This window comes from Gallaecimonas kandeliae, from assembly GCF_030450055.1.
GTDB classification, from domain to species: Bacteria; Pseudomonadota; Gammaproteobacteria; order Enterobacterales; family Gallaecimonadaceae; genus Gallaecimonas; species Gallaecimonas kandeliae.
Genome location: NZ_CP118480.1, coordinates 2,567,234 through 2,591,856, shown reverse-complemented (window position 1 = coordinate 2,591,856; position 24,623 = coordinate 2,567,234). Strand labels below are relative to the sequence as shown.

The following is a 24,623-nucleotide window of genomic DNA, read 5'->3' as shown; positions in this document are numbered from 1 at the left end:
CGCTCCTCTCTTTTGGCCGGCCATTATAAGGGACCCAGTAACTGGGCGCCCAGCCTCTCCAAGAGCCCAGGCGCCTGGGCCGCCACCTTGGTCAGGGCGTCGGCCCGCCAGGCCCACTTTGCCTGCACCGTCCATTGTCCCGGCGCCAATGGCTGGCCCTTGGCATCCAGCAGCAGGCCGGGGAAATCGGCGTCGCTCTGGCTGCTGGAGCTGGCCAGGGCGCTCTTACTCAGCAGCAGCCGGGGGGCGGCTTCACCGCGGACAGTGACGGGAAGCAGGGCCTGGCCGAAGGCGCGGATATCGCCGCCGGCATTGACCCAGCCGCTCTCGACCCCGGCCCGCTTCATGGCCGCCACCGCCCTGTCCACCGCATAGCCCTTGGCGATACCGTCGAGGCTGATGAGCACCGGCTGGGTCAGGCAGATCTCTCCCGGCCGAAAGGCCAGGGCCCGGGCGTCGCCTTGGTCCAGGCGCGCGCCAAAGCCGTGGTCCGGCAAGATGCCGCGCCTGACCAGGGGCGCCCCCAGGGTGCAGTTGAAGAGGCCGCCGCTTTTTTGCGTCAGGGCCTTGGCCAGGCGCAACACCCGCAGGCTGGGGCCGGGCAGGGCCAGCCAGCGGCCGGGGTTGAGGTTGAGGCGGCTCAGCTGGCTGTCCGGGCTGTGGAAGCTGAGCTGGGCCTGTACCTCCTCAATGGCAGAAAAGCCGGCCACAAAGGCCCGGCTTTTTTGCTCTAGGGTAAGGGGCTGGTCCACCACCAGCTCGACGAAGGTGCCGAGCAGGGGGCGCATCCGCCGGCTCATCGTCATGGGGCCAGCACCAGCTTCTGCAAGGTCAGCAGCCGGCGCACCCCGTCGGTGACGTTGCGACAGGAGAGGGTGGCGCCGCTGATGTTGCTGATGTCCTTGCCAAGGCGGATGGGGCTTGCCAGGGTCTTGCCAAGGAACTGGCCGCGCCAGATGGGCTGGCGAATTTGGCCGCCGTGGGTCTCGCGGTAGCTCAGCACCTCTATGCCCAGCACCTTGCCGGCCATGTCGGTGGCCAGGGCGTAGGTGATGAACTCGTGCTTGCCGATGACGTTGTCCACCATGAACCAGCCGACTTGCTGGCCGTCCTTTTCCGCCCGCCACACCGGCTGCTGTTCGAAGCGCTGGCGGACCCCGGCCTGGTCCTGGATGGCGTCCATCTGGGCCTCGCTCAGCTTGACCTTGGCGTCGGCAAAGCTGGCGCCGGGGAAGAGTTCCTGTTGGGCCTCATTGACCGTCAGGTAGTCGGCGGCCACCACGGCCGGGGCGGCGATCACCAGGGGCAGGGCCAGCAGCTGGGGAAAGTGGCGCATGGCGGTCTCCTTAGAAGTTGTAACCGATCTTGAGACGCCATTCGGTCTCGGTCTTCTCGATGAGGTGCAGGTCGCGGTCGGTCTGTTCGGGGAATTTCTCGCCGCCGCCGCGGATCTGCTGCATGTAGGTGAGGGTGGCCCACCACTGCTGACCGCCGTAGTGCAGGCTGGGGCCGGCAAACCAGGACCAGCGCTCCAGGTTCACCTCGGTTTCGTGCTCTTCCTCGTAGAGGGCTTCGGCGCCCAGGTACCAGTCGGGGGCGAAGCGGTAGGTCAGGCCGGTGCCGGCCTTGAGCTCGATTTCCATCTCGGCGGTGGTGGGCCAGTCGAAACCTTCAGGCAGGTTGTCGATGTGGGCGCGCTTGGCCCAGGTGGTCTCCATGCCGATATTGCCGGCCCAGACCAGCTGGCCCTCCATGAAGTACTTCTGCATCAAGAGGTTGGCGTCGATACTGATGGTGTCTTTGCGTTGGCCCGAATGCTTGTCCACCCAGCTGTATTCGCCGGAGATGTAGGTGGAGAGGCCGAAGTCGTCGAGGGCCGGGCTCAGGAAGTTGTACTTGATGGCGGTCTCGACGCCGGTGAGCTTCCAGCCGAACTTCTTGTCGCCGGGCAGGTAGCCGTCGATGACGAGATCGCTGGTGTCCAGGGCCATGCCGTGCAGGGCGCCGGAGACGTTGAAGCTGTTGGTGACGCCGTATTCGAACTCGGTGTTGGTGTCCAGGGCCCAGTAGTCGCCGTAGCTCTTGCCTTGGCGCTGGGTGAAGAACTGGTAGAACTCGGCGGCACCTTCCGGCAGGGTCTCGGCGCCTTTGACGTAGCCGAGCAGGTTTTCGTCGGCCTGGGCGTTGAGGGCGAAAAGGGCAAGGGGCAGGGCGGAGCAGGCAAGCAGCTTCTTCATAATGCGATACATTTCTATTGGTTAATAAGAATGAATCGCATTATACATTCGCTTTTTTTCCTTGCAACGGCCGATGGACGGCAGGGCAAAAAAAAGGCCGCCGACGGCAGCCTCAGTTTGTCGTGGAGGCCTGCAAGGCCTTGAGCGCTGCCAGGGCCGCGCCGCTCGGCAGGCCATGGCGCTTGGCGGCCAGGTAATGCTCGGAAAAGGCGGCCAGCCAGGCCGCCAGCAGTGCACCGTTGCGAATCTCTCCGGCCTGCTCCAGCAGCAGCGCCGCCACTTCGGCGGTGCAGAGGTGGCCGTCCCTGTGCTGGCTGCGCAGCTGGTAGCCTGAGAGCAGGGCCTCGTCGATGGAGCTGACCTTGAGGGCGTCGAGATAGCGGCTGGCGCGCAGCATCTTGCGGGCCTGCTGCCAGGTGGCATCCAGGATCAGCAGCTTGGCCGGGCCAGACGCGGGCAGGGGCGCCAGGCGCTCGGCTTCCACATAGTGGCTGGGAAAGACGATGCGGGTGTCCGGGGTCAGCCAGTCCAACAGCTCGGCGCCGGGTTCGGTGCGGTGCCAGTCGAAGGCCTGGGTGCCGGGCAGCAGATCGCAGATGAGCTTGCCGGTGTTGCTGGGCTTGAAGGGCTCGTTGTGGTGCATCAGCAGCCCGAATTCCAGGCGGCTCTCCAGTTGCGGCCTGTGGGGGCAGAGGCAATAGTCCGGCACCAGGGCGCAGCTGTCGCAGCGCACCACCCGGGCGCCTCTGGCCAGGTAGGGCCTTTGGCTGCTGCCTTGGAGGCGTTTTTTCAGTTCCAGTACGGCGTTCATGGTTTCCCCACAAAAAAGGCCCCTGACGGGGCCCTTTGTCCTCAAGTCGGTTGCCTTAGAGGCGCTCGGCTTAGAGGTGCTCGGCTTAGAGGCGCTCGAGGATGGACTGGGTGAAGTCGGTGGTGGAACCGGTGCCGCCGAGATCGCGGGTGGTGCGGTCGCCAGACTCGATCACCTCGGTCAGGGCCTTGCGGATCTTCTCGGCCTTGTCCTGCATGCCAAGGTACTCGAGCATCTGGATGGAAGCCAGGATCACGGAGCTGGGGTTGGCGATGTTCTTGCCGGCGATGTCAGGGGCAGAGCCGTGCACTGCCTCGAAGATGGCCGCGCCTTCGCCGATGTTGGCGCCAGGGGCCATACCCAGGCCGCCAACCAGGCCGGCGCAGAGGTCGGAGACGATGTCGCCGAACAGGTTGGTGGTGACGATGACGTCGAAACGCTCGGGGTACATCACCAGGTTCATGCAGCAGGCGTCGACGATCATCTCTTCGAAGGCGATGTCGCTGAACTGCTGGGCCACTTCACGGGCGACTTCCAGGAAGAGGCCTGAGGTGGACTTGAGGATGTTGGCCTTGTGGACGGCGGTGACCTTCTTGCGGTTCTCGCGGCGGGCCAGTTCGAAGGCGAAAGTCACGATGCGCTTGGCGCCTTCGCGGCTGATGACGGAGGTGGCCTCGGCGTGGGTGCGGTCTTCGTTCACCTTCTGGCCGACACCGGCGTACATGCCTTCGGTGTTCTCGCGGACGGTGATGATGTCGATGTTCTCGTAACGGGCCTTGGTGCCCTTGAAGGACAGCACGGGGCGCACGTTGGCGTAGAGCTGGAACTTCTTGCGAAGGGAGACGTTGATGGAGGTGAAACCGCCGCCTACGGGGGTGGTCAGGGGACCCTTGAGGGTCACCTTGTTCTTCTCGATCAGATCCAGGGTTTCCTGGGGCAACAGCTCGCCGGTTTCTTCCAGGGCGGCAAGGCCGGCCTTGGCGAAGTCGTACTCGAAGTCACAGCCGGCCTTGTCGAGGACCTTGATGGCTGAGTCGATGATGTCGGGGCCTATCCCGTCGCCGGGGATAACGGTGATGCGTTGTTTGCTCATGTGCACTGACTCCGTGCGAATGCCTGCTTGGATTCTTGGATAAGGCGACAGCCAATGTCGCCAAGTTTAATAGCGCTGGCGCCTGTGAAGCGGGCTTTTATAGCATAATTTGCCGCCGTTCACCACAAATGCCCTGTGGCCGCCCTTCGACTTATGGCCTATTGACGGCGCCTTGGAACTCGCCTTGTCCGGGCGGCGCGGGCTTTCGTTTGTGCATTCTTATTCAGGGCCTGCCGGGGACCAAGGCCATAGGTGGCCAATCCCTGAGGCTGTGGCGCCAGCCGCGCTCCGTAGGACAACAAGGCATGAAAAAAGCCGCCCTAGGGCGGCTTTTTCTTTACCAGGGCAAGGGCTTGCCGTCGTAGTTGAGGAAGCGCCCCGAGGCCGCTTCGTCCAGCTCTTCGATGCGCTGGGTGAGGCCCGCCACGCTGGTGGCGGTGTCGATGAGGGCCCTGGGGCCGCCCATGTCGGTCTGCACCCAGCCGGGGTGGTAGAGCCCCACCCTGACCCCTTCGGGGGCCAAGTCCACGGCCAGGCTCTTGGCCACGGCGTTGAGGGCCGCCTTGCTGGCGCGGTAGCTGTAATAGCCGCCTGAGCCGTTGTCGCCCACCGATCCCATCAGGGAGCTGATGAAGGCGAGCTTCTTGGCCTTGCCGGCCAAGAGGTTGGGCAGCAGGGCCCGGCTCAGCAGCAGGGGCCCCAGGCTGTTGACCTGGATGCAGTGGGCGAAGTTGAAGGCATCCACCTCGTCGAGGTCTGCCTCGGCGTGCAGCACACCGGCGTTGTTGACGATGAGATCCAGGGCCTGTCCCTTAAGGGCCTCGGCCAGTTCCAGCACGCTGTGCTGTTGGGTGAGATCCAGCTCCAGGGCCCTTATGCCCTTGGTCTCCAGGGCCGCCTTGTGCTGCTTGCTGCGCACTGTGCCCAGCACCTGGTGGCCAAGGGCCTGGTAGTGGCTGGCCAGTTCCAGGCCAATGCCGCGGCCGGCGCCGGTGATAAGGATGTTCATGGTGTTTCCCCCAATCTGAGTTCTGACAGGCTGAACGGCAACGGCAGATCCCCTTTCAAGGTGGCCAGCTCCCTGGCCAACAGGGCTGCCTCGGCATTGTCCCTGACCTTGGCTGCCGCTTTTTCTCCAGCCTCAGTTGCCAGTATGTCAGCAAGATGACGGTGCTGCTGCAAGAGGGCCGCCGCCGTCTTGGCTCCCACCCCAGGCACCCCGGGCACGGCGTTGGTGCTGTCGCCGGCCATGGCCAGGTAGTCGACGAGCTGGGCCGGCCGGATCCCAAGCTTCTGGCGCCAGTGCTCGCCGTCCAGGAACTGGCGGGCGAAGGCGTCGTACTGCACCACGCCTGCGCTCAACAGCTGGGCATAGCCCTTGTCGGTGGAAACGACCGCCACCGAGACGCCGTGGCTGCGCGCCGCCACCGCCAGGCTGGCGATGAGATCGTCCGCTTCTTCGGCTTCCGGCAGCCAGCTCTTGAGGCCGAGGCGCTGCCAGCCGTCGATGACCGAGGCCAGTTGCTTGGCCAGATCCTCTGGCATGGGGCTGCGCCCGGCCTTGTAGGCGGGGAAGCGGGCGTAACGCCAGGAGGGGGCGCCGCCGTCGAACACCGCCAGGGCGTGGGTGGGTTGCAGCTCGGCCTTGATGCGCCGCCAGGCGCCTTCGCAGGCCCCCAGTACCTGGGGGCTCACGGCGTGCAGGCGGCGGATTAGGTTGAGGGCGTCGAGAAGGACCAGTCGCATCAGCGCTGGGCGAGCTCGAAGCAGGGCCTATAGGTGCTGCCGGGCAGCTTCATGCGGCCCTGGGCCACGAAGTCTTTGAGCAGCCTGTCCATGTCGGCCATGATCTTGGCGTCGCCGTCGATGCGGAAGGGGCCGTGTTTCTCCACGGCGCGAATGCCCTGCTCCTTGACGTTGCCGGCCACTATGCCGGAGAAGGCCCGGCGCAGGTTGGCGGCCAGGGAGACCTTGCTCTGGTTGGGGTGCAGGTTGAGCTCGGCCATGGCGTCATGGGTGGGCTCGAAGGGCAGTTGCAACTCGGGCTCTATCTTCAACGACCAGTTGTAATAGAAGGCGTCCCCTTCGGCGCGGCGGTAGGCCAGCACTTCCGGCATGGCGGCCTTGAGGTGGCGGGCCACCATGTCGGCGTCGTCGATGATGATCTGGTAGTGGTTGCTGGCTTCCATCCCCAAGGTGGCGCGGATGAACTCGTCCAGCTTGGCGAAGTAGTCGGCGCTTTCCTTGGGCCCCGTGAAGATCACCGGCAGGCTTTGCTTGTGGTTCTCGGGGTGCATCAGGATCCCCAGCAGGTAGAGGATCTCCTCGGCCGTGCCCACGCCGCCGGGGAACACCACTATGCCGTGGGCCATGCGTACGAAGGCCTCCAGGCGTTTTTCGATGTCCGGCAAGATGATCAGTTCGTTGACGATGGGGTTGGGGGGCTCGGCGGCGATGATGGACGGCTCGGTCAGCCCCAGGTAGCGGGCCCCCAGCACCCGCTGCTTGGCGTGGCCTATGGTGGCGCCCTGCATGGGGCCCTCCATGGCGCCCGGGCCGCAACCGGTGACGATGTTCAGTTCGCGCAGCCCCAACTGGTAGCCCACGTCATGGCAGTAGGCGTACTCGACGTCGCTGATGGAGTGGCCGCCCCAGCAGACGATCATGTTGGGATCTGGGCTGGGCTTCAAGGCGCTGGCGTTGCGCAGTATGGCGAACACCAGGTTGGTGACGTGGCTGGCCTGGGTCAGGTTGAAGTCGTGGCGCTGCTCGAGGTGGCTGGACACGTAGAGGATGTCCCGCAGCACCGAAAAGAGGTTCTCGTGGATACCGCGGATGAGCTTGCCGTCCACGAAGGCATCTTCCGGCGGCCCCACCAGCTCCAGCTTGACGCCTCGCTCGCGGCGCAGCACGTTGACCTCGAAGGTCTTGAATTTCTCCAGAATTTCCTTGGAAGAGTCGGTCTGGCTGCCGGAGTTCAACACCGCCAGGCAGCAATTTCTGAACAGCTGGTAGAGGTTGGATCTGGAACTGGCCTTGAGGCTGTCCACTTCCAGTTGCGACAGCAGACTCATGCTGCCGATGGGACTCAGTTGGACGATCATCCTTACTCCTTGGGCAGGATCACAACCTGGTTTCGGCCGCCGCGCTTGGCCTGGTAGAGGGCCTGGTCGGCCCTTTCGAAGGCCAGCATGGGTTGCTCGTGGGGCGCCACTTCTGTGGCACCTATGGATATCGTGATCCGCACGTCTTCATCCTTGAACTTGAAGGGGATCTGGCGCACCGCCTGGTGGAGTTTCTCCAGCGGGCGATTGATGTCGGTCTCGGTCAGTTCGGGGAAGATGATCACGAACTCCTCGCCACCGTAGCGGGCCACGAAGTCGGTCTCACGCAGGGCGCGCCTGATGGTGTGGGCGATGAAGCGCAGCGTCTTGTCGCCGGCCGTGTGCCCGTACTTGTCGTTGATTTCCTTGAAATGGTCGATGTCCAGCACCGCCAGCCACAGGGGGTGGCCAAAGCGTTGCAGGCGTTTGTGTTCCACCGACAGCCGCTCGTCGAAGGCGGCGCGGTTGGGCAGTTGGGTCAGGCTGTCGTGGAGGCTGTCCAGGCGCTGCTGGGCCAGGCGATCCCGGTATTGCTGGGCCTGGAGCTCCAGCTCCGCTATCTGGTGTTTGAGATCTTCCAGGCGGCCTTGCAGCTGTTGCTGGTGTTCGTCCTCCTGGGCCTGCTTCTGTTGCCAGAGCTGGGTCAAGGCGGCCATGCCGGAGAACATTTCCGGCCAGGAGCGGTTCTCCATGGCCTGGTCCAGGGCGGCCAGCTGGGCCGAGAAGCGGGCATTGAGCTCCTTGCGGCTCTCGTCCAGGGCTTGGCAGTGGGCCAGGGCATTGCAGGTGTGCTGTTGCAGGTTGTGCAGGCTGGCGCCGGCGATACTGAGGAACTGTTTGGCCAGCTGCCGCTCCTGGTCCAGCACCTTGACCAGCACCTGCAGGAAATCCAGGCAGAGTTTCAGCAGGGCGTCCTGGGACAGGGGGGACAGTAACTGGCGGCGGATCTGGTGCAGCTCGTGGTCGGCGCCGGACAGCTTGAGGCTGGAGACCAGGGACATCAGCTGGTCCAGCACCTCGGGGTCGCCCTGGTGGGGGTGGCCGCCGAAGCTGTCGGGGCTGCGCCTCTGCAGGGATACCACCTTGAGCAGCAGGCTCAGGGCTTCCTGGGTGGCGGGCAACAGCCGGTAGAGGGTGACCCTGGGCAGGTGCAGGTCGGTGATCAGGCTTTTCAGCTGGCGGCGCAGGTCCGTCGGCAGGCCATTGATGTGATGCAGCTGCTTGAGGGTCTCGGTGAGGGTCGTCTGCCAGCCGCCCAGGCGCTGTTCCTGGCGGTCCTGCTGCTGGTTGAGCTGGTCGTTGATGGCCAGCAGTTGGGCCAGGCTGCGGCCCAGGTTCTCGGGGTTGAGCACCAGGTTGGTGAGCCGTTTGAGGCTCTCGTCGAGCTCGGGATCCAGGCCAAAGGCCAGGTGGCAGGTCCGTTGCAACAGTTGGCTGACGGCATCCAGCTGGTTCTGGATATCCCGGCGTTGCTGCTCCTGGAGGCGAAGGCTGGCGGCCAGTCTTTCCCGCAGCTTGGCGTCCATATCGATAGGGTCACTCATGATATTGGCAGAGCCTGTTCTTTATTGGGCCAGTTTACCGCGAAAGTCTCTTGGCTTGCATTGAGCTGTTGCAATCTCTGCATCAAATCCGAGTAGGGCAGCCCCGTCACCTTGATGGTGCCCTTCTGGATGGCCTCGCCGAGGCTGTCCCTGACCGGCTCGGCCAGGGCCGAGGGCAGGGTGCAGCTCAGGCCTATCACCCAGATGTCGGCCTGGGGGCTGTCGAGGGCGGCCAGGTGCTGGGCAAAGAGCAGGGTTTCGAGCACCGTCATGGCGCTGCCCACCCTGGGGTGGTAGGGCAGCAGCGGCAGCAGGGTGCCGGTCAGGGTCTGCTGGCCCACGTCCAGGCCCGACTGGCGGGCGGCCTTGTCGAGGATCTGGCGCAGCCGCATGGTGAGGCTGTCCTCCTGGCTGTAGCCGGGGCTGGAGAGCACGAACAGCAGCAGGTCCCGGGAGGGTTGCACCAGCATCCTGGCTTCCGGCAGGGCCAGGGTCAGCTGCTTGGCGAAGTGGCCGAAGCGGCGCCGGGTTTCCTGAAAGCCGAGGCTCTCGTAGACCTCGGCCATGCCGGACAAGCGGCAGAGCACGGCGGCCAGAGGCTGGTGGTTGGCCTGGCCGGCGGAAAGGGGACTGAGATCCATGGCCAGGCGCAGCTCGCTCAGCATCTGGTCCCCTTCCTGGAGGAAAGCGTTGATGTTCATGAAACCGGTGGCAGGGTGTTGGCCGGCACCGGCCAGGTGCCGTTGGCGCTGGTGGCGGCGCCAGCCGGCCAGGCCCAGCCAGCAGCCGCCGGCGCCAAGGGCAAGGCCCAAAGCCACCGCCAGCGGTGGCAGGGCCGGCTCTTTGGCCGGTGGCGCCGCCGGTGGTGGCGCCGAGACCTTGACGGTGATCTGGCTGGGCTTGGCGCCGCTATTCAAATTAGCCAGGGTCTTGGTGACTTCCAGGGCCTTTTGGTACTGGCCCTGGCTTTCATAGAGGCCGGCCAGGGCCTGAAGAGCCTTGCTGTGGAGTTCCCGCTCCACTGTGGGGTTGGCTTCGGCGCCGTCGATGGCGGCCTGGAGGGCGAGGGCCGCCTTGTCGTCCTGGTGCTGGGCCAGGTAGAGCTTGCCCAACTGGTAATTGGCCTTGGGCAGGTAGAGGCTGCCCTGGAGGCGGGTCAGCTGCTCCTTGGCTTGGGTCAGCATGGCCTCAGCCTTGTCCAGTTTACCGAGGCTCAGGTAGCCCTGGCCTATGTCCATCAGCAGCTGGCCGGCGGCCATGGCCTGGCCCAGGCGGTTGACGATGTCCAGGGCGTTATAGAACTGCACCAGGGCCAGTTGCGGCCTGTCGGTGGCCAGCATTAGCTCCCCCAAGTAGCGGAAGCTGATAGCCAGATCGTCCTGGTCATCGAGTTTCTGGAAGAGGGCCAGGGCGTCCATCTGGGCCTGCTCTGCCTGCTTGTACTGGCCCAGGCCGGCGTAGATCATCCCCTGGCGGCTAAGGGCCTTGCCCTGGTAGAGCTTGTCGCCCAGTTGCTCGGCTTCCAGCTCTGTCTCCTTGAGCAGGGTCAGTGACTGGGCCGGCTGGTTCTGGCGCCGGGCCAGGGCCGCTTCCAGCAACTTGAGCTCCAGGTAGATGTTGTTGCGTCCCCCCAGCTTGGCGAAGCGATAGCTGTCGGAGATGAGATTGCGGGCCTTGTCCAGGTCACCGATGAAGGCATAGACATGGGCGGCGCTGGAACTGATCTCGGCGCAATACTGGTAGGCCCGCAGCTGGTTGAAGGGGCGGCAGTAGCTCATGGCCTCTTCCAGCAGTGGCAAAGCGCGGTTGAGATCGGAGTCGAAATAGATCAGCACCTTGGCCTTGAGGTAGGCGTAGTCGGCCTTCTGCAGGGGATCAGTGCCTGCGGCGGCCCGCGTCTTCAACTGGTCGAGGACGGGATCCATGCTGTCTCTGCTGGCATGCTTTGCCAGCAAGGCCCAGCCCTTTAGCAGCAGCGCCTGGAACGCCAAGCCGTCGGCCTTGTCCGCCAGAACCTGGTCGGCCAGGCTGATGGCCTTGTCTGGGGCTTGAAGAACCTGGATCCGGGCGTCGAACAGCTGTTCCTGGTCGAAAGCCAGTACCGGCAGGCTGATGAGCATGAGGCAAAGCAGGACTCTTTTCATGTCCGATTTGTTGTTGTCCTTATACCGGAGGTCGGATCGGCGTTGTGCGCTAGGGGCTTGTCGTTACCATACCAGCCTGATAATCCAAGCATAATGACCCAGGGAGGCGCCATGAAGCCATTTTTGCCATTTTTGTTAACTGTCTGAGCCTTTCGGTGCTGGCCGAGGAGCCGTGCCAGCGTTGAGAGAACCGGTGCGCTTACAATCTTGCCCTCTTGGAGGAAGGCCAGGGAAGCCTGGAGCCGATGCCGCCTACCTGGCCCATGGTGGGAAGGCGACCTTCAATACCTGACAAAAAAGCCCGCCGTTCGGCGGGCTTTTTTGTCACTGGCGGGGCAGGCGGGGGTTACCCATGGCGACAGGCTCGCTTGCCCGCCAGGGGTTGATGTCCAGGCCGCCGCGGCGGGTGTAACGGGCCGACACCAGCAGGAACTGCGGGTCCAGGCGGTGCTTGAGATCCATGTAGATCCGCTCCACGCACTGCTCGTGGAATTCGTTGTGCTGGCGAAAGCTGATGATATAGCGCAGCAGCTTCTCGCGGTCGATGCGCGGGCCTCGGTAGTGGATCTGCACCGAACCCCAGTCAGGCTGAGAAGTGATGAGGCAGTTGGACTTGAGCAGGTGGCTGACCAGCTTTTCCTCCACCATCTCGCTGCCGCCGATGCCGTCCAGCAGGCCGGGGTCGAAGTCATAGTGGCTGACCTCGATGTCCAGCCCGTCGATGCAGTCGCCTTCTTGGTGGCCGAGGGGCAGGGCGTCGAGCTCTTCAGGGCCGTAAAGAGTCACGGTGGCCTCGCCGCCGGCGGTGGCGGACAAGTCCTTTACCAGGGCGGCCTTGACGGCATCCGTGCTCTCGAAGCGGCTCTGGTTGAAGCTGTTCAGGTAGAGCTTGAAGGACTTGGACTCCACCAGGCGCGGGCTGGTGGCGGGGAAGCGAAACTGGGCCAAGGCCACCACCGGCTTGCCGCGGGCATTGAGCCAGGAGAGCTCGTAGCCGTTCCAGATGTCTTCCCCCACGAAGGGCAGGCTGTCGCCCAGCTCGAGGCTGTCGCGGTTAAGGCTGCGCGGCACCCCGTGCAGCAGGCTGGGATCGTACTGGTCCTGGTAGGCCGTGGTCTTGCCCAGCGGCAGATCGGCCAGTTCCTTGGCACCTTGGTAAAGCGGGTTCTTTGGCATTGCTCGCGGCCTTGGCTAAACTGGCCTGCCATTGTATCCCAAGAGCCGCCTTTGATGGACCACAGCCTTGCCGCCCTGGAGCGCCTGTTCGCCCGCCTGCCCCAAGACAACCCCTGCTGGCGATACCAGCCTGATCCCGACTGGCCTTCCCCTTGCGAGGGCGACGGCCGCTGGCAGCCGGTGAAGCGGGACCCCCCAGGCCTATTTACCGATCTCGAAAAAGCCCTGGAGCTGGCGCTGCATCCCAGCGTCAAGGCCTACTATGGCCATTACTTCATGGAGCATCTCAAGGTCCGGCACCAGCGCGGTGAAGTGTTGTTGCTGGGGGCCTGGAACCAGGCCGATTTTGAACGGCTCCAGGAGAACCTCATCGGCCATGTGCTGATGAAGCGGCGACTCAAGCAGCCCATCACCCTCTTTATCGCCTGTACCGACGACGAGGATCTGCTGCTGAGCATCGACAACGAAAGCGGCGCCGTGGTGCTGGAGCCGGTGGGCCAGGAGGCCAGGGAAGTGCTGGCCCCCAGCCTGGCCGAGTTCCTCGACAACCTCAGCGCAAGCGAGGCCTGACAGCCCTTATTGGAAGTCCCAGCTCAGGTTGGATACCAGTCGGCATTCGTCGCATTTGAAATCGATGATGCCGTGCAGGGTGTCCGCCAGGCGCCAGGGGGCGCCGCAGCCTGGGCAGGGGCGGTTTTGCTCCGCCTCCAGGCTCTCACCCCCTACCCGGTACAGGTAGTAGTAAGTGGGGATCTTGGTCAGGTACTCGGTGCGCTTGGCAAAGTCGTGGCCGCGCCTGCCCAGGGGGCTCTTGGGATCGCCCAGCTCGAACAGGGCGGCCTGCTCGGCGCTGACCCCGTTCATCTGCAATTGGTCGCAGGCCATCCAGTCGTCCTGCCAGCGCAGTAACAGCTTGTGGTCGCCGTTGGCGATGGCCGGCACCCGGTAGAGGGGGATGGGGGCCAGGCTGTCGCCGCTGCGCAGCGGGCTGCAGTTGTGCACGAAGGTGGCATAGAGCAGCTGCCAACTGGGGGAGCCTTCTTCGGCCGTGGTATCGGAGAAGAGATCCCGGCCCAGCAGCTTGATGCGGGGCTGGGTCAGGCCGGCCTCGGCGAGCTTGGCCAAGGCGTGGCGGCCGGCCGGTGACAGGTATTTTTGATGCAGGCTATCCGGCTCGGGGCAGACCACCCGCAGGTTGAGGCTGCCTTCTTTTATCCAGGTGGGCAGCTCCCGGCCCAGCACCTGGCCCTGGTGGCGCCAGGCGTCGAAGAGCCGCATCACGGCGCCCTCAACCAGCTGCACCTGGCTGTCCTCAAAGAGATCGAAGCTCACATCCAGCAGGTACATCAGCCCTTGTCCTCAAGAAGTCCGTGGTGGGCCAGGGCCTCTTGGATCTTGGTGGCCACGAAGTCGTCCAACCAGGCTTTTTGGGCGGCACTGAAAGGCTCGGGAGGCGGGGTCTGCTCGGGCAGTGGCTCACCCTGCAGGGCCTTGATGATAACCGGCAGGGGCAGGGGGCTTTTCAGCCGTGCCTTGACCAGGGCCAGGGTCGGCCTGTGCCCTTCGGCCTTGAGGGCCTGGATAACGTCGTTCAGTTCGCTGGACATGGTGAGGGCTCCATTGCGGGAGCCCTATGATCCACAAATTCAGCGCAAACGCACGTCCAGTTCATCGATGCACTCGGCCCAGTCGGAATCTTCGCGCCAGCACTCGCGCAGGAAACTGGCCTGGGCGCGGCTCCAGAAGGGGGCGTCGGCCAGGCTGGTGCGGGCATTGAGGCCCTGGTGACGGGCGATAAAACCTTCGATGTCCTTCTGGCCGCTGGGCAGGCCCAGTTGGGCAAAGAGCTCCGGCAGGCCATGTACGGGCTGTTCCATGACGAACGCCTCCGTGTTGCGAAAATGTTGATATGAGGCTAGCGTCAGTGAGCCTGCACCGCAACGGATGGACCCATGAGCACTGCCCTGAATCAAGAGTATCAACTGACCTGGCTGACTGCCGAAGATTTACGCCAGGCCGGCAGCATTCTTTTCCAGTGTTACCGGGACGATCCCCTGTTCCAGCAGCTGTTCGACGCTCAGCACCCCGACTTCGAAAAGCGGCTGCGTTCGGCCATCCGTGACGAGCTTCAGCACCTGTGGCAGGGGCGGCAAAAGCTGTTCGGCTGCTTCCAGGGGGAAAGCCTGCTGGGGGTGGCCTGCCTGGTGGCCGAGCCCCAGGGCAAGAGCAAGCTGTGGAGTTGGCGGCTGTCCATGCTGCTCACCGCCGGCTTCGGCACCACCCAGCAATGGCTGGCGCTGGAGCAGCAACTGGTGGACAAGGTGGACAAGGACAGCTTCGACTGGCTGGCCTTCCTGGCCGTGTCCCCCGTCTATCGTGGCCTGGGCCTGGGCAATATGCTGGTGGACGGTGCCACCAGGGCAAGCATCGATGCCGGCAGCGGTTGCCTGGCCCTACTGTTGAGCCGGCCTGAAGAGGCCGATTTCTTTGCCCGTCAGGGTTTCAGCCAGGCAGGTAGCCTGGCCTTCAACGATCTGGAGGTCGCCCTTTGGCAGAAGACGCTATGAAGTACCACAGGTTCAAGGAGTTCTACCCTTTTTACCTTGGCGAACACCAAGACCCTTGGTGCCGGCGCCTACACTACCTGGGCTCAACCCTGGTGCTGCTTCTGCTGCTGGCCGCGCTGCTGACAGGCCGCTGGTCGCTGCTGTGGTGGCTGCCGGTCGCCGGCTACGGCTGCGCCTGGGTAGGGCACTTCTTTTTCGAGCACAACAAGCCTGCCACTTTCAGCCACCCCTGGTACAGCTTGCTGGGGGATTGGGTGATGTTCGGGCAGATGCTGCGCCGCTTTTTCGGCAATAGGATGTAAGCCATATCTCACAGGGGCTTGGGCCATCACCACTTTGTGCTGTCGGCATCCGGCGGGCTCTTGTTGTTAAATTCATTATGTAACAGTGTCTTATCTTCATTTTTGGTGCCGTTCTCCCTGGTCCAGCCCCCCTGGAGTCGCCTTGTTCCCCGCTGTCCATCTCTTATTCTTAAGTCGTAGGCAGGATGCTGACAGCCAGGAAGGCAGCAGGGATGCGACCGCAGGAGTGCGGTATTGCCAGGAAGCGAGGCGGGGCAGGAGCCCGGCCCGGTAGGAAGCCGAACAGGACAGTGGCAGGAGCCGCAACCGGAAGGACCCGAGGCGGGGCAGGAGCCCGGCCCGGCAGGAAGCCGAACAGGACAACGGCAGGAGCCGCAGCCGGAAGGACCCGAGGCGGGGTAGGAGCCCGGCCTGGCAGGAAGCCGAACAGGACAGTGGCAGGACGCCATCAGGATATGCCCAGGTAAGGGGCGTCATGGAAGATGCGAGAAGCAGGTAGCGCCAGGAAAGACACCAAGCCGCCAGCCGGGAAGGGAAACCTTTCCGGCTCTTCTTTTTTATGGGGGCTGGACCCTGCTTCCTTAGTAGCTCACTGAGCTTTTATGCCATCCCCTTGTGCGAGATCTCTTACAAAAGCCTGGGAAAATCTCCCTTTGTTGCCTTGGTGATTTCTGCGGGATTTTTAAAATTGTCTTTTAAAACATGCGGTTATTGTTTTGTGCCTTTGCTTTCTTACGCTCTGGAAGTTGCTCTAGGCTCCGTCAGTCGGTTGTTATGGCGCGGTAAAGGGGTAATCTTTGCACTGTCAGCAGGACGCTGGCACAAGGATGAGGACATGGACGACACCGCAGGATGCGGTAATGCCCAGGACGGGTTGGTGAAGCAGGACGCTTGGCCAGGTAAGGATACCGAACAGGACAAAGGCAGGAGCCTTTTAGGGAAGTCCCAAGGATTGGGAGCATCAAGGACTGATGCAAGGAGCATAAAGCGCAGGGAATCGACATCCAAGCCGCTCTCGCCGGGAAGGGGTATCCTCTTCCCGGCTTCTCTTTGTCCCGCTTCTTTGAATTCGCATTGCGCTGCCTTGGCCGTTTATTCCTTTTCCTTGTGCGAAATCTCTTACAAAGCCCTGGGCAAATGCCGCTTTGTTTCCCCCGCCATTTCCGACGTGTTTTATTAATTCCAATCTAAAACAGTGTCTTATGCAAAATGACTGCAGCCAGAGTCGGTTTGGCTCGGGCTTTGAAGGCCCGAGGTCGCCTTGTTATCGGCCGGTAAAAGCTTAGTCTTATCAGTGTCGGCAGGACGCCGATACAAGGATGACAGCAGGGACGACACCGCAGGATGGCGGTAATACCCAGGACGGGTTGGCGAAGCAGGATGCTTGGCCAGGTAAGGAAGCCAAACAGGATCAAGGCAGGAGCCTTTTAAGGAAGTCCCAGGGATAGGGAGCATCAAGGATTGATGCAGGGAGCATAAAGCGCAAGGAATCGACATCCAAGCCGCTCTCGCCGGGAAGGGGTTGCCCCTTCCCGGCTCTTCTTTTTTAAGGCCTGTGCCACCCGTCTCGGCTAGTACTCCCTCATCACCGGCCACTGCACATCAAGCAGCCGACGCCCCGCCATGGCGAAATGGACCTGATAGCGTTCGTCGGCGTTGAGGCTCACTTCCATGACATAGTGGTGCACCAGCCCTCGCCGCCCCAGGCGGCGCCTGTGCAGGGCCACCTCCAGTAATTGCACCTGGTGGCGTTGACAGAGTTGGACGGCCGCCGCCCTGGCCCATTCCTCCTGCTGACGCAGCCGCCAGAAGATGAACAGTCCCAGGGCTAGCAGTAGCAGGGTCAGGAGTTCGCTCAAAACAGGCTCCCCAGGGCTTTGGCCAATGCCACAGAGCGTTCGGGGTCACGGAGTTTGGCCAGCAGCTTTGGCCGCAGGGATGGCAGCATCACCAGATCGGCAAAAAGGGCAGGGAAGTGCCTTCCCTCTTCGAGGGCTGCCGCCAGTTCCAGGAAATGGCCGAGGCGCTTTTCATCCTCCAGGCTCTCCCAGAGCCTGCCGGCTACCACCAGCAAGTCTTGCAGGGCGGCTTCTGCCAAGAGCTTGTCGGCGACTTCGGCGGCCTTGCCGGTTCGTCCCAGGGCTCGCCCCAGTGGGAGAGGAGCTTGGGGCAAGCGCTCCCAGAGCGCTTCGGCCAACTCGGGGGCCAGCTTGTGGTTTTCCAACTGCATGGCCAGGGGTATCAGCACTTCCAGGGGAGCCTCGGCGACAAAGCCTGGGAACCAGGGCTGGTCTTTGTCCCTTGCCACCAGGTCAGCCAGGCCTTGCAGACCAAGGCGTTGCCAGTCCCGCAGCTGGCCACGGGCGTAGGCCAGGGTCTCTTCGTAATAGAGGGATGCCGGCTCGCCCAGCAGCAACTTGGCCTGGCTATGAAAGGCGGCGCGTTTTTCCTCGCTGGGCAGGAAGGTGAAGGGATTGTCCGGCAGGGCATCCCGCCCTTCTTGCATGGCGGCCAGTACCTGGGCCATGAACTGGGCAGCCTGGCCCTGATTGATGAGGCCCTGCTCGTCCAGCCCCAGACGGACGAACCAGACATAGGGCTGGTCTTGCCAAAAAAGAATGCCCAGCCAGGCCTGGCGCTGCAGAGGGTAGGGATAGGGCCGCTCGCCTTCGGCACAGCGCCTGAAGTCGTCTTCGGGCAATGGCACTACCCGTCGGCCCAGATCGAAGATCCGGTAACGGGCGCCGCTGGCGTCGAGAAAATCGGCCAGGTTGGTCAATTCCATGGAAAGGCTCTTCTTGAAAAAGGGGTCATTATAGGTAGCTCGGCTTTGCTATCCTAGACACCCTGTTTTTTCGAGGAGTTTGCCATGCGGGATCGCGCCCTGGATCTCATCAGCCTGATCGAGATGGAAATGCGTCAACACGGCCTCTGGTCTGACGTTGAACCTTCCGCCGAGGCCTTGGCCAGCACCCAACCCTTTGCCGTTGACACATTGGACTTCGAGCAGTGGGTGCAGTTCATCTACCTGCCCAAACTCACAGTGCTTATCCAGGTAGGCAATGTTCCCCATAACGTCAGTGTCTGCCCCATGGCCGAAGAGGCTTGGCGCCACCACGGCGACAAGGTGATGGTGCTGCTGGACCGAATAGCCGACCTGGACGAACTGCTGAGCGGCAAGCGGGTCAGGGAATGATGCTGGAGATCTGCTTCCAGGATGAACACCTGGTGGTCATCGACAAGCCAGCTGGGCTTCTGGTGCACAGATCCAAGATAGCGGCAGGGGAGAGGGTTTTCGCCATGCAGCTGCTGCGGGACCAGTTGGGCCAGCACGTCTACCCTGTGCACCGGCTGGACAGGCCCACCTCAGGCCTGTTGCTCTTTGCGCTGAGCCCAGAGGTAGCCAGGCAGTTGGCCGAGCAGTTCAGCGCCCGCCAAGTCAAGAAGAGCTACCTGAGCCTGGTGCGGGGTTGGGTCAAGGAAGGGGCCGTGCTGGACTACCCCCTGGTGGAAGAATACGACGCCGTCATGGGCCAGCCGCGCAAGGAAAAAGAAGCCCAGGACGCCGTCACTGCCTACGCGCCCCTGGCCCATTGTGAGTTGCCCCATGCCGTCGGCCGTTACCAGACGGCCCGTTACAGCCTGGTGACCTGCTCGCCCCTGACAGGCCGCCGCCACCAGCTGCGCCGCCACTTCGATCACCTGCGCCACCCCATCGTCAACGACACCACCCATGGCGACGGCAAGCACAACCTGCTGTTTCGGGAAGTGCTGGGTTTTCGGGAACTGGCCCTGCGGGCCTGGCGCCTGGCTTTCACACACCCGGTGACGGGCGAGGCGCTGGACATCAGGGCGCCTCTGCCGGCAAGCTGGGAAAATCTTTTCACCGATTTTGGCTGGGACTGCCAAGGCCTGATGGCCAAGGCCGGTGCCTGGCATGACGAGGATCTTTGATGGCCGCTATCCATGTGGTTTATGGCAGCGTCTACGGCGCCGCCGAGCAACTGGCCCAAACCCTGACCGAGGCCTTGACGGAAGGCGGCCACCAGGCCCGCCTCTTCGAACAGCCGACTGTGGCCGAGGTGATCCAGGACAGGCCCGATGCCCTGCTGGTGGTGACCTCCACCACAGGCGACGGCGACATCCCCGACAACCTGCTGCCCTTCTTTGTGGAACTCAAGGACAGCTTCCCTATGCTAAAGAGCCTGCCCTACGGCGTCATTACCCTGGGGGATTCCAGCTACAGCAGTTACTGCGGTGCTGGCGACCAGTTCGAGGAATTGCTGGAAGAGTTGGGGGGCAAGGCCCTGAGCCTCCGCCTCAAGGTTGATGCCTGTGAAACCCTGGAGCCTGAAGAAGAAGCCTTGTCCTGGCTCAAGCACTGGAGTGCGCTCCTCTAGGTGAAACACCAACTCTTCGCCCGCGCCCAGCGTCTCGGCCAGGCGCTGATGCTGCCGGTGGCCATATTGCCGGCCGCGGGCCTGATCCTGGGCCTGGGGGCCGCCAATCCCGGCTGGCTGCCCGACGCCGTCGCCGCCTGGCTCTACCAGACAGGGGACGCCGTCTTCGCCCACCTGGGGTTGTTGTTTGCCGTGGGGGTGGCGACCGGCCTAAGCCGCAACGACGGCAGCGCCGCCCTGGCTGCGGTGCTGGCCTACCTCATCACCATCGCCGGCCTGGACGCCTTTGCCGGCAATGCCGTGGACACCGGCGCCGCCGGTGGGGTGCTGGTGGGGCTGATGGTGGCCTATGTCGCCTCTTTCAGCCGCAACTGGCAGCCGCCATCGGCTTTGACCTTCTTCTCCGGCCCGCGACTGTTGGCGGCCCTGGTGGTGGTGCCGGCCCTGCTGCTCTCGGCGAGCCTCGCTACCCTCTGGCCCAGCCTGTCCCAGCTCATCGCCCACTTCTCCCACTGGGTGTCGGACGGCGAGCCCGTGCTGGCCTGGGGCCTCTACGGGGTGGTGGACAGGCTGCTCTCTCCCCTTGGCCTGCAGCACATCTGGAACGTGCCCTTTTTCACCGAATCCGGCGGCGTCTGCGTGCAGGACGGGCAGGTGCTGCCGGTGGACCAGAGCGCCTGTTACGGCAGCTGGATCCGCGGCGAGGTGCGCCGCTTCCTGGCCGGGGATCCCAGCGCCGGCCACCTGGCCGGTGGTTACCTGACCAAGCTGGTGGGGCTGCCCATGGCGGGCCTGGCCATCTGGCTGCGGGCCAGGCCGGAAGAGCGGGCCAAGGTGGGGGGCATCATGCTCTCCGGCGCCTTGGCGTCCATGGTTACGGGGGTTACCGAGCCCCTGGAGTTCGCCTTTCTGTTCGTGGCGCCTGTGCTCTATGTCTTCCATGCCTTGATGAACGGCCTGGCCTTCGTGGTCTGCATAATGCTGGGAGTCCACCACGGCATGAGCTACTCCCAGGGGCTCATCGACTTCGTGGCCTACTGGCCCCTGGCCCGCAACCTGGCGCCTTTGTTCTGGCTGATGCCGCTCTGGGGCGCCCTCTACTTCGTGGTCTTCTACGTGGCCATAGGGGCCCTGAAGCTGGCTACGCCAGGGCGCACCGTTGAGGTCCAGGCGCCGGTACCGGCCACGGGCCAGGTGATCGCCGAGGCCTTGCTGGCGGCCCTGGGGGGCCGTGACAACCTGCTGCGGGTGGACGCCTGCATCACCCGGCTGCGGCTACAGGTGGCCGACCCCAAGATGGTGGACAAGAAGGCTTGCCGGCGCCTGGGCGCCAGCGGCGTGCTGGTCATAGGCCAGGGGGTGCAACTGGTGTTCGGCGCCAGGGCGGCTGGCCTGAGGGACGCCCTCAACCGCCAGTTGGCATGAAAAAAGGCAGCCCGGGGCTGCCTTTTTGCTGCCGGCTTCCCTCAGTTGTGGGAATGCAGCTCGGCGTTCAGTTCGATGGCGGACTTGTTGGTCTTGACCTCGATGCGGCCGCTCTGGGAATTGCGGCGGAACTGCAGATCCGGCTTGCCGGCCAGGGTGCTGGCCTTGACCACTTCCACTTCCTGGTTCTTGTCATCCAGCACCACCACCTTGGAGCCGCCGGTCACATAGAGGCCGGCTTCGATGGTGCAGCGATCGCCCAGGGGGATGCCGAGGCCGGCGTTGGCGCCGATGAGGCAGCCTTCACCCACCGAGATCACCACGTTGTTACCACCGGACAGGGTGCCCATGGTGGAGCAGCCGCCGCCGAGATCCGAACCGTCGCCCACCACCACACCGGCGGAGATCCGCCCTTCGACCATGCTGGTGCCGAGGGTGCCGGCGTTAAAGTTGACGAAGCCCTCGTGCATGATGGTGGTGCCGGCCGCCAGGTGGGCGCCCAGGCGCACCCGGGAGGCGTCGCCGATACGGATGCCGGCCGGCACCACGTAGTTGGTCATCTTGGGGAACTTGTCCACGGACTGTACGTCCAGCACCCGGCCCTCGGCACGGGCTTTGAGCTGGCGCAGGGGCAGCTCGTCAAGGGCCACGGCCCCTTCGTTGGTCCAGGCCACGTTGGGCAGTAGGCCGAACATGCCGTTCAAGTTGATGCCGTGGGGCTGTACCAGGCGATGGGAAAGCAGTTGCAGCTTGAGGTAGACCTCGGGAGTGGAGCTGGACTGGGCATCGCTTTCGAGGATACAGAGCACCAGCGGCTGCGCGGTGCCGAAAAGGGCCTGGGCTATGGCCTGCTGGTCGCCAAGGCCGGCCTGGGCAAAGGCCTCGGCCAGGGCCGGCAGCTGCTCGGCCTTGATGTCGATGGCCTGGTTGCCGCCGCTGTAACCGGTGACGGCCGCCAGGGCTTCGACCAGCTCTGCCTGCGGGGCCAGTACCGGCTTGCTGTAGAACACTTCCAGCCAGTCGCCGGCTGCGCTGCGGGTACCTATACCCAGGCCCAAACTAAAGTGGTTAGCAGCTGTCACGAGGGTCTCCTAAGGATCTGCTGTGGCGACGCCATGGCGCCGCGCCATGAAAAGGGTCGGCATGGGGCCGACAGGCCCTGGCCAATAGGCCGGGCAAAAGCCGGCCCCAATAGGGCCGGTGCCGAGGGGCAATTGGCTCCTCCGGCGTAGCGGCCGATTATCCCCATTATTGCGCCAGGGCGTCCACCAGCGCGTCCCGCAATTGCTGCTGTTCGTCGTCGCTGAGGGCCTCGCCGTCCAGGGTGGTGAGGATGAAGAAGTCCTCGGCCCGCTCCCCTATGGTGGTGATCTTGGCCGCCTTGAGGGAAACGCCACATTCGGCGAACACCTGGCCCACCTGGGCCAGCAGGCCGGGCCTGTCCAGGGCCGTGAACTCGGCCAGGCTCTGCTTGCGGCTGGACGGCAGGAAGGTTACGTCTGTCGGCACCTTGAATGGCTTGAGCTGGCGGGGCAGGGGCCTTTGCGCCGGCTTGGGCAGTTTGGCCTGCAGCAGCGCCTTTTCCAGGGCGCGCCTGGTGCTCTGTACCCGGGAGGGGCTTTCCACCGGGCTGCCGTCCCGCTCCACCACCACCAGGGAGTCCAGGGCCCAGCCGTCCTTGCTGGTCATGACCTGGGCATCGAAGATGGAGAGATTCTTGCCGTCCAGCACGCTGGCGATGCCGGCAAAGAGCTGGGGCCTGTCGCGGGTATAGACGAAGAGTTCGGTGCCGCCCCGGGTGGTGTGCTTGGACAGCTTCACCAGGGGGCCGTCCTTATGCTGGTGCTTGAGGATGGCCTCGGCATGCCAGGCGATCTGCTCAGGACTGTGGCGCAGGAAATAGTCGGCGCGAAAACGTTGCCAAAGGGCTTTCAAGGCACTCTGGCTGATGGCGCGCTTGGCCAGCAGTCGGCCGGCTTCTTCTTTTGCCTCGCGGATGGCGGGCCTGATGTCGATAGGCTTTTCCAGGCCGCGGCGCAGGGCTTTTTGCGAGGCGAAGTAAAGCTCGCGCAGCAAGGAGCCTTTCCAGTCGTTCCACAGCTTGTCGTTGGTGGCGCGGATGTCGGCCACCGTCAGGCAGTAGAGGTAGTTGAGGTGGGTCTCGTCCCGCACCAGGGCGGCGAACTGGCGGATCACTTCCGGATCCGAGATGTCCCGGCGCTGGGCCGTGACCGACATCACCAGGTGGTGCTCCACCAGCCAGGCGATGAGGCGGGTGTCGATGTCGGAAAGGCCATGGCTCTGACCAAAGGCCAGGGCGTCGGCGGCGCCGAGCTCCGAGTGGTCGCCGCCCCGGCCCTTGGCGATGTCGTGGAAGAGCGCCGCCAGGTACAAAAGCTCGGGCTTGCGCATCTGCCGCACCAGCAGGCTTGCCAGGGGGAACTCCTTGGCCCTGTCCGGCAGCGAGAAACGGTAGGCGTTGCGCACCACCCTGTAGGTGTGTTCGTCCACGGTGTAGGCGTGGAAGAGATCGAACTGCATCTGGCCCACTATCTTGCCCCAGGCGGGGAGGTAGGCGGCCATAATGCCGTGGCGGTGCATCAGCTTGAAGGGCAGGCCCAGGCCCCTGGGGTGACGCAGCAGTGCCATGAAACGCTCCCGGCAGGGCGGATCTTCGCAAAGCGGCGCCTTTATGTCGCGGCGCAGGGCGCGCAAGGCCCTCAAGGTACCGGCGGCGATGCCGGTGAGGTTGGAGTCCCTGGCCAGATGCAGGAAGAGGTCCAGCAGGTAATGGGGCTGCTCGCCCAGTCTCCCCGGCTCGCGGCACAGCAGCTGGCTGCCCTGGGCATCAAAAAGATCGTCCAGGCGGCGGCTCGGCGGGTGCGGCTCCGGGCTCAGCTCTTCGGCCAATATTTCCAGGAGGATGGCGTTGAGCTCCGAGACTCGGCGCAACGTCTGGTAGAGCTGCTGCATCATGGCCTCCACCGCCTGGCGGTTGTCGCCCTCGAAACCCAGCAGCCTGGCCACTTCGGGTTGGAGGTCGAACAGCAGCCGGTCTTCGCTGCGCCCGGCCGCCAGGTGCAGGGCAAAGCGCAGCCGCCAGAGGTGATCGCGGCAGGCGATGAGCTCGTCCAGCTCTTCCTGCTCCAGCCAGCCTTGCTCGGCCAGGGCCGGCAGATCCTTGCGATTGAGGTGGCGCAGCAGCACCCAGACCACCGTCTGGATGTCACGCAGGCCCCCGGGGTTGCCCTTGAGGTTGGGCTCGAGGTTGTAGGCGGTGGAGTCGTAACGGCCGTGGCGGGCTATCTGCTCATCGGCCTTTGCCTTGAAAAAGGCCGCCACAGGCCAGCAATGGGCCGGGGACAGGCCGCGTTTGAGGGCGTCGAAGAGCCCCTGGGGGCCGCACAGCAGCCGCGCTTCCAGCAGGTTGGTGGCGATGGTGATGTCGTCTTTGGCCCTATCCAGGCAGTCGGCCAGGGTACGGGTGGCGTGGCCGATGTCGAGGCGGGCGTCCCAGAGCTCTGTGATGAATTGGCTGATGCTGTCCTGCTCGGGCGCTGTCAGCTCCTTCTCCGACAGCACCAGTATGTCCACGTCGGAATAGGGGTGCAGCTCGCCCCGGCCGTAGCCGCCGACGGCGATAAGGGCCAGTTGCCCTTGTTCCAGCCCCAGGGCCTGCCAGCGTTCCACCAGCAGGGCGTCCATGACGGCGGCCCGCTCGTGGATGAGGGCGATGATGTCTGTATCGGGGCCCAGCCGTGCCTTGAGGCTGTCGGTATGGGCTTTGAGGCTTTCGCGAAGGGCCAGGGCGGCGTTCATT

Annotated in this window: 26 protein-coding genes; 8 read left to right on the top strand and 18 right to left on the bottom strand. The window is 64.0% G+C overall.

What is annotated here, in order from left to right:
* Positions 1-23: 23 nt before the first annotated feature.
* The 11 genes from PVT67_RS12855 to queF all read right to left on the bottom strand — a co-directional run bounded on the left by PVT67_RS12855 (position 24) and on the right by queF (position 12,109).
* Positions 24-788 carry an FAD:protein FMN transferase gene (locus PVT67_RS12855; protein WP_301494077.1) on the bottom strand — a complete coding sequence of 255 codons (765 nt, stop codon included), beginning with the start codon at positions 786-788 and terminating at the stop codon, positions 24-26.
* A 14-nt stretch (positions 789-802) separates the two neighbouring features.
* Positions 803-1,336: an FMN-binding protein gene (locus PVT67_RS12850; RefSeq protein WP_301494075.1), complete on the bottom strand. Its 534-nt coding sequence runs from the start codon at positions 1,334-1,336 to the stop codon at positions 803-805.
* Positions 1,337-1,346: 10 nt separating this feature from the next.
* Positions 1,347-2,249 (bottom strand): DUF6662 family protein, encoded by a 903-nt coding sequence (locus PVT67_RS12845; protein WP_301494073.1) that lies wholly within the window; start codon positions 2,247-2,249, stop codon positions 1,347-1,349.
* 100 nt (positions 2,250-2,349) lie between these two features.
* Positions 2,350-3,048, bottom strand: coding sequence for a tRNA-uridine aminocarboxypropyltransferase (locus PVT67_RS12840; RefSeq protein ID WP_301494071.1), 699 nt, complete (start codon positions 3,046-3,048; stop codon positions 2,350-2,352).
* Between the two features lie 85 nt (positions 3,049-3,133).
* Entirely contained in the window at positions 3,134-4,141 is a 1,008-nt protein-coding gene (locus PVT67_RS12835; protein WP_301494069.1) for an isocitrate dehydrogenase, read from the bottom strand.
* Between the two features lie 337 nt (positions 4,142-4,478).
* Complete coding sequence (locus PVT67_RS12830; RefSeq protein WP_301494068.1) at positions 4,479-5,150, bottom strand: SDR family oxidoreductase; 672 nt, start codon at positions 5,148-5,150, stop codon at positions 4,479-4,481.
* Complete coding sequence (gene xni, locus PVT67_RS12825; RefSeq protein ID WP_301494065.1) at positions 5,147-5,887, bottom strand: flap endonuclease Xni; 741 nt, start codon at positions 5,885-5,887, stop codon at positions 5,147-5,149. The genes PVT67_RS12830 and xni overlap by 4 nt, the downstream gene beginning before the upstream one ends.
* On the bottom strand, positions 5,887-7,245 hold the full coding sequence (gene ppnN / locus PVT67_RS12820; protein ID WP_301494063.1) for a nucleotide 5'-monophosphate nucleosidase PpnN: 1,359 nt from the start codon (positions 7,243-7,245) through the stop codon (positions 5,887-5,889). Before ppnN ends, xni begins: the two co-directional genes overlap by 1 nt.
* A gap of 2 nt (positions 7,246-7,247) precedes the next feature.
* Entirely contained in the window at positions 7,248-8,789 is a 1,542-nt protein-coding gene (locus PVT67_RS12815; protein WP_301494061.1) for a GGDEF domain-containing protein, read from the bottom strand.
* On the bottom strand, positions 8,786-10,933 hold the full coding sequence (locus tag PVT67_RS12810; RefSeq protein WP_301494059.1) for a tetratricopeptide repeat protein: 2,148 nt from the start codon (positions 10,931-10,933) through the stop codon (positions 8,786-8,788). The genes PVT67_RS12815 and PVT67_RS12810 overlap by 4 nt, the downstream gene beginning before the upstream one ends.
* Positions 10,934-11,257: 324 nt before the next feature.
* Positions 11,258-12,109, bottom strand: coding sequence for an NADPH-dependent 7-cyano-7-deazaguanine reductase QueF (gene queF, locus PVT67_RS12805; protein ID WP_301494057.1), 852 nt, complete (start codon positions 12,107-12,109; stop codon positions 11,258-11,260).
* A gap of 54 nt (positions 12,110-12,163) precedes the next feature.
* Between queF and syd the strand changes: the two genes are divergently transcribed.
* A complete protein-coding gene (syd, locus tag PVT67_RS12800; protein WP_301494055.1) occupies positions 12,164-12,679 on the top strand; it encodes a SecY-interacting protein in 516 nt (171 codons plus the stop codon).
* 6 nt (positions 12,680-12,685) lie between these two features.
* On the opposite strand, the gene PVT67_RS12795 is transcribed toward syd, so the two are convergent.
* The 3 genes from PVT67_RS12795 to PVT67_RS12785 are packed head-to-tail and all read right to left on the bottom strand — an operon-like array spanning position 12,686 to position 13,986.
* Positions 12,686-13,456, bottom strand: a complete 771-nt coding sequence (locus PVT67_RS12795) for a Zn-ribbon-containing protein (RefSeq protein WP_301494053.1) — start codon at positions 13,454-13,456, stop codon at positions 12,686-12,688.
* Positions 13,456-13,716: a hypothetical protein gene (locus tag PVT67_RS12790; protein WP_301494051.1), complete on the bottom strand. Its 261-nt coding sequence runs from the start codon at positions 13,714-13,716 to the stop codon at positions 13,456-13,458. Before PVT67_RS12790 ends, PVT67_RS12795 begins: the two co-directional genes overlap by 1 nt.
* A gap of 39 nt (positions 13,717-13,755) precedes the next feature.
* Positions 13,756-13,986, bottom strand: coding sequence for a DUF2789 domain-containing protein (locus PVT67_RS12785; RefSeq protein ID WP_301494049.1), 231 nt, complete (start codon positions 13,984-13,986; stop codon positions 13,756-13,758).
* A gap of 75 nt (positions 13,987-14,061) precedes the next feature.
* Between PVT67_RS12785 and PVT67_RS12780 the strand changes: the two genes are divergently transcribed.
* The 3 genes from PVT67_RS12780 (at position 14,062) to PVT67_RS12770 (ending at position 16,158) form a co-directional block, all read left to right on the top strand.
* Entirely contained in the window at positions 14,062-14,676 is a 615-nt protein-coding gene (locus PVT67_RS12780; RefSeq protein ID WP_301494047.1) for a GNAT family N-acetyltransferase, read from the top strand.
* Positions 14,658-14,978 carry an Mpo1-like protein gene (locus tag PVT67_RS12775; protein WP_336407746.1) on the top strand — a complete coding sequence of 107 codons (321 nt, stop codon included), beginning with the start codon at positions 14,658-14,660 and terminating at the stop codon, positions 14,976-14,978. Before PVT67_RS12780 ends, PVT67_RS12775 begins: the two co-directional genes overlap by 19 nt.
* 613 nt (positions 14,979-15,591) lie before the next feature.
* Entirely contained in the window at positions 15,592-16,158 is a 567-nt protein-coding gene (locus PVT67_RS12770; protein WP_301494045.1) for a hypothetical protein, read from the top strand.
* A gap of 391 nt (positions 16,159-16,549) precedes the next feature.
* Here PVT67_RS12770 and PVT67_RS12765 read toward each other — a convergent pair whose 3' ends face one another.
* Both PVT67_RS12765 and PVT67_RS12760 read right to left on the bottom strand, forming a co-directional pair.
* Entirely contained in the window at positions 16,550-16,837 is a 288-nt protein-coding gene (locus PVT67_RS12765; RefSeq protein ID WP_301494043.1) for a DUF3301 domain-containing protein, read from the bottom strand.
* A complete protein-coding gene (locus tag PVT67_RS12760) occupies positions 16,834-17,763 on the bottom strand; it encodes a DUF3549 family protein (protein WP_301494040.1) in 930 nt (309 codons plus the stop codon). The genes PVT67_RS12765 and PVT67_RS12760 overlap by 4 nt, the downstream gene beginning before the upstream one ends.
* An 84-nt stretch (positions 17,764-17,847) precedes the next feature.
* On the opposite strand from PVT67_RS12760, the gene PVT67_RS12755 reads away from it, so the two are divergent.
* The 4 genes from PVT67_RS12755 to PVT67_RS12740 are packed head-to-tail and all read left to right on the top strand — an operon-like array spanning position 17,848 to position 20,803.
* Positions 17,848-18,174, top strand: a complete 327-nt coding sequence (locus PVT67_RS12755; protein ID WP_301494038.1) for a YqcC family protein — start codon at positions 17,848-17,850, stop codon at positions 18,172-18,174.
* Positions 18,171-18,932 carry a tRNA pseudouridine(65) synthase TruC gene (truC, locus tag PVT67_RS12750; RefSeq protein ID WP_336407745.1) on the top strand — a complete coding sequence of 254 codons (762 nt, stop codon included), beginning with the start codon at positions 18,171-18,173 and terminating at the stop codon, positions 18,930-18,932. The genes PVT67_RS12755 and truC overlap by 4 nt, the downstream gene beginning before the upstream one ends.
* A complete protein-coding gene (locus tag PVT67_RS12745) occupies positions 18,932-19,378 on the top strand; it encodes a flavodoxin (RefSeq protein WP_301494036.1) in 447 nt (148 codons plus the stop codon). The genes truC and PVT67_RS12745 overlap by 1 nt, the downstream gene beginning before the upstream one ends.
* Positions 19,379-20,803, top strand: a complete 1,425-nt coding sequence (locus PVT67_RS12740; RefSeq protein WP_301494034.1) for a PTS transporter subunit EIIC — start codon at positions 19,379-19,381, stop codon at positions 20,801-20,803.
* 41 nt (positions 20,804-20,844) lie between these two features.
* On the opposite strand, the gene dapD is transcribed toward PVT67_RS12740, so the two are convergent.
* Both dapD and glnD read right to left on the bottom strand, forming a co-directional pair.
* The gene (dapD, locus tag PVT67_RS12735; RefSeq protein WP_301494032.1) at positions 20,845-21,885 is read right to left on the bottom strand and encodes a 2,3,4,5-tetrahydropyridine-2,6-dicarboxylate N-succinyltransferase; all 1,041 of its coding nucleotides are present in this window, start codon (positions 21,883-21,885) and stop codon (positions 20,845-20,847) included.
* A 166-nt stretch (positions 21,886-22,051) separates the two neighbouring features.
* Positions 22,052-24,622 (bottom strand): [protein-PII] uridylyltransferase, encoded by a 2,571-nt coding sequence (glnD, locus tag PVT67_RS12730; RefSeq protein WP_301494029.1) that lies wholly within the window; start codon positions 24,620-24,622, stop codon positions 22,052-22,054.
* Position 24,623: the final 1 nt, after the last annotated feature.

Bases quoted from the DNA above. Each gene is read 5' to 3' on its own strand.
- PVT67_RS12815 (WP_301494061.1), bottom strand. From the start codon at position 8,789: ATGAGTGACCCTATCGATATGGACGCCAAGCTGCGGGAAAGACTGGCC.
- PVT67_RS12830 (WP_301494068.1), bottom strand. From the start codon at position 5,150: ATGAACATCCTTATCACCGGCGCCGGCCGCGGCATTGGCCTGGAACTG.
- glnD (WP_301494029.1), bottom strand. From the start codon at position 24,622: ATGAACGCCGCCCTGGCCCTTCGCGAAAGCCTCAAAGCCCATACCGAC.
- PVT67_RS12785 (WP_301494049.1), bottom strand. From the start codon at position 13,986: ATGGAACAGCCCGTACATGGCCTGCCGGAGCTCTTTGCCCAACTGGGC.
- PVT67_RS12835 (WP_301494069.1), bottom strand. From the start codon at position 4,141: ATGAGCAAACAACGCATCACCGTTATCCCCGGCGACGGGATAGGCCCC.
- PVT67_RS12790 (WP_301494051.1), bottom strand. From the start codon at position 13,716: ATGTCCAGCGAACTGAACGACGTTATCCAGGCCCTCAAGGCCGAAGGG.
- PVT67_RS12855 (WP_301494077.1), bottom strand. From the start codon at position 788: ATGCGCCCCCTGCTCGGCACCTTCGTCGAGCTGGTGGTGGACCAGCCC.
- syd (WP_301494055.1), top strand. From the start codon at position 12,164: ATGGACCACAGCCTTGCCGCCCTGGAGCGCCTGTTCGCCCGCCTGCCC.
- ppnN (WP_301494063.1), bottom strand. From the start codon at position 7,245: ATGATCGTCCAACTGAGTCCCATCGGCAGCATGAGTCTGCTGTCGCAA.
- PVT67_RS12845 (WP_301494073.1), bottom strand. From the start codon at position 2,249: ATGTATCGCATTATGAAGAAGCTGCTTGCCTGCTCCGCCCTGCCCCTT.
- PVT67_RS12850 (WP_301494075.1), bottom strand. From the start codon at position 1,336: ATGCGCCACTTTCCCCAGCTGCTGGCCCTGCCCCTGGTGATCGCCGCC.
- PVT67_RS12780 (WP_301494047.1), top strand. From the start codon at position 14,062: ATGAGCACTGCCCTGAATCAAGAGTATCAACTGACCTGGCTGACTGCC.
- xni (WP_301494065.1), bottom strand. From the start codon at position 5,887: ATGCGACTGGTCCTTCTCGACGCCCTCAACCTAATCCGCCGCCTGCAC.
- PVT67_RS12760 (WP_301494040.1), bottom strand. From the start codon at position 17,763: ATGGAATTGACCAACCTGGCCGATTTTCTCGACGCCAGCGGCGCCCGT.
- PVT67_RS12810 (WP_301494059.1), bottom strand. From the start codon at position 10,933: ATGAAAAGAGTCCTGCTTTGCCTCATGCTCATCAGCCTGCCGGTACTG.
- PVT67_RS12755 (WP_301494038.1), top strand. From the start codon at position 17,848: ATGCGGGATCGCGCCCTGGATCTCATCAGCCTGATCGAGATGGAAATG.
- queF (WP_301494057.1), bottom strand. From the start codon at position 12,109: ATGCCAAAGAACCCGCTTTACCAAGGTGCCAAGGAACTGGCCGATCTG.
- PVT67_RS12840 (WP_301494071.1), bottom strand. From the start codon at position 3,048: ATGAACGCCGTACTGGAACTGAAAAAACGCCTCCAAGGCAGCAGCCAA.
- PVT67_RS12745 (WP_301494036.1), top strand. From the start codon at position 18,932: ATGGCCGCTATCCATGTGGTTTATGGCAGCGTCTACGGCGCCGCCGAG.
- truC (WP_336407745.1), top strand. From the start codon at position 18,171: ATGATGCTGGAGATCTGCTTCCAGGATGAACACCTGGTGGTCATCGAC.
- PVT67_RS12795 (WP_301494053.1), bottom strand. From the start codon at position 13,456: ATGTACCTGCTGGATGTGAGCTTCGATCTCTTTGAGGACAGCCAGGTG.